Source organism: Micromonospora inaquosa, assembly GCF_003857055.1.
In the GTDB taxonomy this organism is placed as follows: Bacteria; Actinomycetota; Actinomycetes; order Mycobacteriales; family Micromonosporaceae; genus Micromonospora; species Micromonospora inaquosa.
In genome coordinates this window covers 1-6,899 of record NZ_QGSZ01000071.1, presented here as the reverse complement: position 1 = coordinate 6,899, position 6,899 = coordinate 1, and the positions used below count along the sequence as shown (strand labels likewise).

Sequence of the window (6,899 nt, the reverse complement as noted above, 5' to 3'; positions counted from 1 at the left end):
CTTCACAGGTTCTCCGGGGCGTCGGGCGGGGGTCTCGGTGTTCGAACTGGCGGATGGGCTGGGCCACGGGCGGGCCGTGGTCAGCGGCCCGCCCGGTGCGGTGGTCAGCGGTGTAGGAGCTGTGGGTCGGTGGTGACCTCGGGGTAGAGGTGCGCGGCGTACTGCTCGCCGTCGGGGGTGGTGACGATGTCGCCGCGGCGGGCCTTGACCGCAGTGCCAGCGTGGGCGTCGGTGAACCGCATGGAGACCGACAGGTTGCGGGCCTGGACTTTGAGGCTGGGCATGTCGGAGTCGTTGAGGTAGGGCAGGAGTTGGCCGGCTTCGACGAGGACCTGGTCGCCGCGGGTGAGGTTGCGGGCCCGGGTGGCGAGGTCGCCCCAGCACATGACCTCGAAGAACATGGCGCGGGTGTCGACCCACTTGCCGCTGTGGTCGCGGTAGCGGTCGCGGTGCACGATCGGGAACTGGACGTACTCGCGGCCGTCGCGGGTGTGGCCGGTCTGCGGGGAGGCGGTGAGCCGGCCCTCGACGATGCAGGTGAACAGGGACATGACGACGCTCCAGACAGTCAGGTCGGGTGAGGGGTGATGGGCGGGGCCGGCCGGTGCGGCCGGCCCCGCCTGCGGTGAGGGCTAGAAGGCGGGCTCAAGCTCGCGGTTGTCGGCAGCCCAGGGGTCCTCGACCTGCTCGGCCTTGGCGGTGCGGGCGGACTGGGCTCCGGCGAACCGCATCGAGACCGCGACGTTGCCGGCGGTGACCTGCAACTGCCCGGCCGGCTTGTCGCTGTTGGGTGACTGGTAGGCCCAGACGGAGAGGTCGTCGCGGGCCTCGACGATGACCGTGTCGCCCTTGCGCAGGTGCTCGGCGCACCGTTCGGCGAGGCTCTCCCAGCAGGTGACGGTGACCCACATCGTCGGCCCGTTGGTCCACTCACCGCCGTTGCTACGGCGGCGGGTGTTGTGGCCGACCCGCAGCTTGCAGACGGCCTTGCCGGAGGGGGTGACGCGCAGCTCGGGCTCGTCGGCGAGGTTGCCTTCGAAGGTGAGGTTGAACAGCATGACCGTGCTCCCTGTCGCTTGGTGTGCGGCGGGCGGGCCGGTCGGGTGACCGGGGCGCCGGGGTGCCGCGCTGACGGGGCCGGTCAGAGCCCGCCCTGGGGCCGGGGTGCAAGCAACCGGCCAAAAGATCTTGGCGTCGAGCGGAGCGAGACAAGGGGCCAAGATGTTTTGGAAGGGGGCTTAGCGGCCGCGGCCCGGGTGGGCTGACCTTCGGGTCCCTCAGCAGCGGACACCCGGCCGCCACCCGGGACACCAGCACCGCCAGTGCGCGTCATCCGCGACCAGTCGGGCCCGGACGTCGTACCGACCTCGCCGGCTGCCGAGCTCGGGCGCTGACGGCACGCTTGGACGGAGCCAAACGATGTGCGGGGCGTTCTGCGCCCGCCAGCGCCGTCCGAACGTGTCGTGGCCAGATCGCTTGTTCCGGGGCGAGATGCTGACCGCGAGCAGACCGCCCGCGTCTGGCTGCTGTCCACAGGGCGCCGAGTCAGACGCCCAATGACATACGGCGGCGGGGTGGTTGAACTCAACAACTGGTAAGCGCTGGGTGCTGGACTGGTCGTGTTGGTTCGGTCACGATTTGGTGATGAGTGAGGTGCGTCCTCGGTGGGCGAAGCTACCCCCGGCTGAGCGAGACCGCCGTCTGGCGCAGAGCGCCGCAGATCGCACGCGACACGAACATGGCGCAACGCCGTCGACGGCCGTACCGCGCATGGATGTGCCTGAGCAGGAGCGGCGTAGCCGGCAGGGTCAGAGCGACGCCGCCCGTGCCCAAGTGACGCGCTGGGCGGGACTGCCGGAGGAGGAGCGCCGTCGTCGACAGTCGCAGAGCGACGCTGCTCGGGCTGCGGCCCGGCGTACCGAGGCGCGGCCTGCCCGAAGCTCGGCGACCGAGTTGAGCGACGACGAGACCGTCCGGGCGATGGAAGACACGATCGACAACGGCGGCTACGACTTCATGTCGAAGGACGACTGGTGACAGCAAGACGAAGGCGGCGGCCTGGGTGAGGGCTCGTACCCCCACGGCGCGGTTGTCGTCCCCGGGTTACTGCCCGGGGGCGGCGTAGTCCGGCTCGCCAGCCGGAGGCGACCGTCGTACGAGCCTCAGCAGCCGACAGGCCGACGGTGCGCGCGGCTTCCGCGAGCCGGGGCCACACCACCTGTGCGTCTAGCCCGTCGTGCGCGGCGAGTTGTCCGAGACGGAATGCCGCGAGGTGCAGGGCCGTGTTTCGGCCGCCAGCGGTGATCCGCTGTCCGCCGCGGATGACCGGCCGGGGTGCGGCGAGGATTCTGCCGATCTCGCCGTTGAGGGCGGCGAGCCCGTACCGGTCGGGGTCGTCGATCCGCCCCGGGATAGCCGTAGCCGGTTCGGGCACTGGGGCCGGCGGTGGTGACAGCAGTCGCCGTAGGGCTGGTGGGCAGTCTGGCAGGACGCGGTCGAACTGTTGGGTGAAGGTGTACCGGCGACCGGTGGGGTGCAGCGACGGCGGTGCGACGACGAGTCCACCGCGTCCACGCCAGTCCACCCCGGGTATGACGCCGACGCGGTTGGCGTGCCCGGTCGCGGCGAACCAGAGATGCCACCCGGATCCGGTTCGTACGACAGGCCCCTTCGAGGGGGCGTTGTCGAGGATGGCCGTGACGGTTCGGAGTCCGTCTGCGGTGTCGATGTCGCAGACGTCGAGCAGGCTGCCGGTGGCGAGGCCGATGTTCGCGTCGGGCCACCTCGTCCACAATTGCCGTACGAGAGCGGGGTCGGTGGAGGCATCTCGCAGCCCGTGCCGCAGCCTGGGGTGTTTGCCGGGTGACGGGCAGGCGAGTGCCCGCCGGCAGCTACAGCCACCAGCACGCTGGGGAGTGTGCAGGGGCATCACGGGGATACCGGCGGTGGCGTAACGAAGGGCCACGTTGAGGACGGGCTCGGATCGCAGGTCCTGCGGTGGGGGCGGTTGGGTGGCCGGTGCGGCGGTCGGTCCGTGGGCTTGGGTCGGGGTGGTCATCGGAGCGTCCTCTGGTGGTCATGGGCGCGGTTCGGGCCCGACGGATCTGTCGAGGCCGGGCATGGCGCCAGGACGGCGGGATGGTGGACGGGGTGCTGGTTGACCGTGAGGTCGAGGCTGACGTACTCGCCGTTTTCCGTTGCGATCGCGACGCTGAGCGGCGCAGCGGTGCCGGGGACCGGGGTGACGGCGATGGTGACGGGACCGGCGGTGATCGTGGCGGTCGGGACGCCGTATCGGTCCTCGCTGACCGCGGCGTTGACGTCCCAGGTTTCGGCCAGCAGCGGCCGGCCGCTGCTGTCGATGAGGCTGCTCATCAGTTCCAACGCGTCTGCGCCGGATGGCTCGGCTTCACGGTTGAGGAATGCGGTGAGCGCGTCGACGATCGCTGTGTCCGGGTGTTGCTGTCCGTTCGTCGTGTGGTGCGAACGCAGATCCCCGTCGTCGGCGACTGTCGGGGTGCGATGGCGTTGCATCAGGCAGGTGTTGGTCAGGGCAGCTTGCGGCGTCACGAGGTACTCCAGAGGCAGTGGTGCGGGCGGGATGGATCAAGGTCGGGGCATGGTTGCTTCGGACCGGAGGGCTGGCTGTGCGGAGGCGCGACGGGGAACGCGTCACTCGGCGCGCGCGGCGTCGAAGTCGCAGGCTCCGAGGAAGGCCAGGTCGCGGGCGGGTATGTGCCTGCCGGCGGCGAGCGCCACGATGCGGCTTATCCGGTCCTGTGGGTCGACGGTGAGTGCCCGCCGGGCCGCGGCGAGAGCGAGGGTCTCGTCGCCGAGTTGCCACGCGCACCAGGCGGCGAGACCTGCCGGGGCGGTGACGTACTCGCCGGGGACGCGACGGGTCAGATCCAGCCACAGATCCCGCTCCCACATTGCCCCCGACGTGGCCCGCCGTACCGTGTCACGGTTGTGCTGATCGGTCAGCAGGATCGCCGTGCGGGCGGCTTGCTCGACGGTGAGGCGGTGGCCGTTCCGGGCCCGGTTGAGCAGCGCTCGCAGCGCCGCCGGCTCGTCGGAGGTGGGCTGAAGGGCGGCAATGGCTGTGGCGACCGCAGCCTGTTGTGCCGGGTCGGGATCGGTGAGCGCGAGCAGGGCGTCGCGACTCGGTAGCGCGACGAGGCCCTCAACGGTCGACTGGGCGGCAGTCGCGGTCGCCTTCGCGTCGAAGCTGACACCCTCGGTGGCGTCGCAGGGACAGTCGAGGCAGAAGTAACGGTCGGTGATCACCAGGAGTGTCTGGCTGACGGTGAGGTGCACGGCCAGGGCGTCACCTGCCGCCGTGACCGTTGGCGCGACGTCCCGGTTGCCGTAGCCGACGAGGACGAGGGTCTGCGCCGCCGTCCGATCGGCGACGTCGCGGAAGGCCTCGACGACCTGCGCCATCGGGGCGGCGAGGTCGACCCGGGCCGCGACGGCGACTCTCCGGTCGGCCTTCAAGAACAGCGCGACGAGACTCTGCTCGGGGTGGTAGCCCAGCAGGTAGGGCACCAGGCCCAGCAGCTCCGCCTGCGACCGTACCGTGAAGGTGGGGACATGAGACACGACAAACTCCTTGATCGAGTACGGGTAGAAAACGAGACCTGCTATGGCCGCCCGGACCACGGCAGGGGACGCCGCTCTACTGCAGCTTCGGGCGTCGCCGCTCACCGGCGAGGACCCGGACAGTGGTGCTCGCCGCGATAGGCGCGTCAGCGGGGCCGCGGAGGTAGGCGATGACGTAGACGTCCTTTCGCAGCGCCCGCCCGGGACCGTGGGGCTGGGAGCGCCAGTAGCCGCTGATCCACCGCCGCTGCGCCTGCGGCTCCCGCGCCTCACCCCGCCTGGTCTCCCGCGAGCCGGTGGCCTGCCGGCCGCGGATGCGGACCAGCCGGACCTCCGGTGCGGGCCGCCGGGTCCGTTCGTACGCCTTACGGATCGACCGATCCGCCGCGACGGAGACGGTTTCGCCGGTGCGCTGCGCGATGAGCAGCCACGTCGCGGCCAGCACCGCGAGAGCACCGTCAACACAAGTGATCGCCTCGCCGTGGACGAGGAGGCGGTGGCTGACGGGGATGAGCCAGCCGACCTGCTCCCGCAGCGCCTGCACCGCCAACCCATCGGCGACGCCGGCCGAGCCACCGACACCGCGGTAGGAGACGATCCGAATCCCTTGATCAGTGCTGGCCCACGATGCGGCGCAGACACCCCCGACGACCGGATTGGCCCACAGGAGCAGCCCATGGGGTGCGGGGAGGTCTTCGACGTCGAGGACTGTCGCCGGGAGGTCCGTGGCCGCGGTACAGGCGAGGTCGGTGAACTCGTCGTCAACGGCGAAGAGCCGCCCACCCTGCAAGCTCGCCGCGATGTCCCGCCTCTGGCGGACCTTCAGCAGGTCCATGCGGTCTGGTCCGGTAAGCAGCGCGGTCAGCCGGTCACGGACCTTCGGCAGCGCCGTGGCCGTGACTGGGGTGTGGGGCCAGTGGACGTCGGTGAGCAGGGTCCGCCCTGGCCGCAGGGTCCCCACGACCCCGGCATGAATCGCGCGCACGGCTTCGGCCGCGATCGTCGGATCCGCCCACTCCATCCGGGTGACCGCCCGCTGGGTCAGGGCTTCGCTCTTGCTGGCCTGGGCGAGCAAAGTGCAGGTGATACACGCCGACCAGGTGGTGCCGAAGTCGTGGACGCTGCTGTCGTCCTCGCCGAGAGCGAGGGCCTGTACGGGGCCGCTGTCGAGCCGGAAGACGGGATATCGGTCGCTGCAGAAATCGCAGGACCGCGCTACCCCCGCCACTTCTGCGCTCGGCACAGGGTCCGGATCGTGGTCGTAGGAGGTGCGGGCGGCGGGGTGTAGGTGCCGGAGCCGGCCGGTCGCGTCGAAGTAGGTGTTCAGGATCCGGCGGCAGATGCGGCACGCCATCTCCCGCCGTAGATCGGCCGGCGGGCAGACGGCGGCATCCGGCGGGTGCCTGGTGGGTGGATCGTCAGAGGGAGGGATGGAGTGGGACATCGGGGTGAGAAATCCTTCGGTCGGAGTGGGACCGGCTCGTCGTCAATGACCGCCTACTCATGGACGTTCGACGCGAACCGGCAGGAGCGACGGCGCCGCCGCAAAGGTCAGAGCAACTCGCGGCTGCAGGTGTGCGCGGCGTGGTCACCGAGCAGACCCGCCACGCTCGCCCCGGGCGTGACCGTCACGGTTCGTCAGCCCGGAGTGCGGCGAGGAGAGCCGTGGCACGGTCGGTGGAAACGCGGACCCCATCGGTGCGCAGCCCTTTGATCAGGACCGACCGGGACAGCGTCACGCCTTGAGCGCTTAGGCGGTCCGCGACTCGACGTCCGGGGTCCATCAGGTCCGTAACGTCGGGGACCGACCGTGGCTGCAACTGGCCGGCACCGTCCCGGCGTGTCGAGCGCCCGGCTGATTCCGTGTGCTGCGGGCCGGAAACCGTCGAGGGAGTCTCTCGTGGTCCCGGTCCGCTGTCGCCGACGCTCCGGACCTCGACCCGGTCGTTCGTCTCGACGGCCGACGACCCAGGAGTGCCCCCTGAGCCGGAGGGCGGAATCGACGTCCGCTGCGAGGACCGCTCGGCGTTGACCTGGTCCGGGAGATCGTGGCCTTGGTCCTGTTCACTGCTGTCCCTGTCGACCGCGGTCCGGTCCTGCGCCGGGGCCGTCCGCGCTGTCGGGTCCGACCCTGCGGATAGCGCAGCGTCCGGAGCTGGTCGGGTGCGGACCTGCGCCGGGAATGCCTGCCCTGAATCAAACGTGGGGTCCGCCTCGGTGCAGGCGCGGTCCTGCGGTGATGAGGACTGGTCCGGGACCTGTCCCGTCTCGTGGTGGATCTGTGGGTGGGGTAGGGC

Annotated in this window: 7 protein-coding genes; 1 reads left to right on the top strand and 6 read right to left on the bottom strand. The window is 70.7% G+C overall.

From position 1 onward, the window contains the following. Positions 1-104: 104 nt before the first annotated feature. A complete protein-coding gene (locus tag DLJ59_RS01090) occupies positions 105-551 on the bottom strand; it encodes a single-stranded DNA-binding protein (RefSeq protein WP_124770655.1) in 447 nt (148 codons plus the stop codon). 81 nt (positions 552-632) lie between these two features. Further along, the gene (locus tag DLJ59_RS01085; protein ID WP_124770654.1) at positions 633-1,058 is read right to left on the bottom strand and encodes a single-stranded DNA-binding protein; all 426 of its coding nucleotides are present in this window, start codon (positions 1,056-1,058) and stop codon (positions 633-635) included. A 712-nt stretch (positions 1,059-1,770) separates the two neighbouring features. On the opposite strand from DLJ59_RS01085, the gene DLJ59_RS01080 reads away from it, so the two are divergent. Next, entirely contained in the window at positions 1,771-2,037 is a 267-nt protein-coding gene (locus tag DLJ59_RS01080) for a hypothetical protein (protein ID WP_124770653.1), read from the top strand. Here the strand turns inward: DLJ59_RS01080 and DLJ59_RS01075 are convergent. The 4 genes from DLJ59_RS01075 to DLJ59_RS36175 all read right to left on the bottom strand — a co-directional run bounded on the left by DLJ59_RS01075 (position 2,015) and on the right by DLJ59_RS36175 (position 6,046). Further along, entirely contained in the window at positions 2,015-3,058 is a 1,044-nt protein-coding gene (locus tag DLJ59_RS01075; RefSeq protein WP_124770652.1) for a bifunctional DNA primase/polymerase, read from the bottom strand. The genes DLJ59_RS01080 and DLJ59_RS01075 overlap by 23 nt on opposite strands. Next, on the bottom strand, positions 3,055-3,570 hold the full coding sequence (locus DLJ59_RS01070) for a hypothetical protein (RefSeq protein WP_124770651.1): 516 nt from the start codon (positions 3,568-3,570) through the stop codon (positions 3,055-3,057). The genes DLJ59_RS01075 and DLJ59_RS01070 overlap by 4 nt, the downstream gene beginning before the upstream one ends. A gap of 102 nt (positions 3,571-3,672) precedes the next feature. Next, entirely contained in the window at positions 3,673-4,602 is a 930-nt protein-coding gene (locus tag DLJ59_RS36180) for a DUF4192 domain-containing protein (protein ID WP_158630761.1), read from the bottom strand. A gap of 76 nt (positions 4,603-4,678) precedes the next feature. Then, positions 4,679-6,046, bottom strand: coding sequence for a hypothetical protein (locus DLJ59_RS36175; protein WP_158630760.1), 1,368 nt, complete (start codon positions 6,044-6,046; stop codon positions 4,679-4,681). Between the last annotated feature and the right edge of the window lie 853 nt (positions 6,047-6,899).

Excerpts from the sequence above, each read along its gene's own strand:
- DLJ59_RS01080 (WP_124770653.1), top strand. The coding sequence starts at position 1,771 with ATGGATGTGCCTGAGCAGGAGCGGCGTAGCCGGCAGGGTCAGAGCGAC.
- DLJ59_RS01075 (WP_124770652.1), bottom strand. The coding sequence starts at position 3,058 with ATGACCACCCCGACCCAAGCCCACGGACCGACCGCCGCACCGGCCACC.
- DLJ59_RS36175 (WP_158630760.1), bottom strand. The coding sequence starts at position 6,046 with ATGTCCCACTCCATCCCTCCCTCTGACGATCCACCCACCAGGCACCCG.
- DLJ59_RS01090 (WP_124770655.1), bottom strand. The coding sequence starts at position 551 with ATGTCCCTGTTCACCTGCATCGTCGAGGGCCGGCTCACCGCCTCCCCG.
- DLJ59_RS01085 (WP_124770654.1), bottom strand. The coding sequence starts at position 1,058 with ATGCTGTTCAACCTCACCTTCGAAGGCAACCTCGCCGACGAGCCCGAG.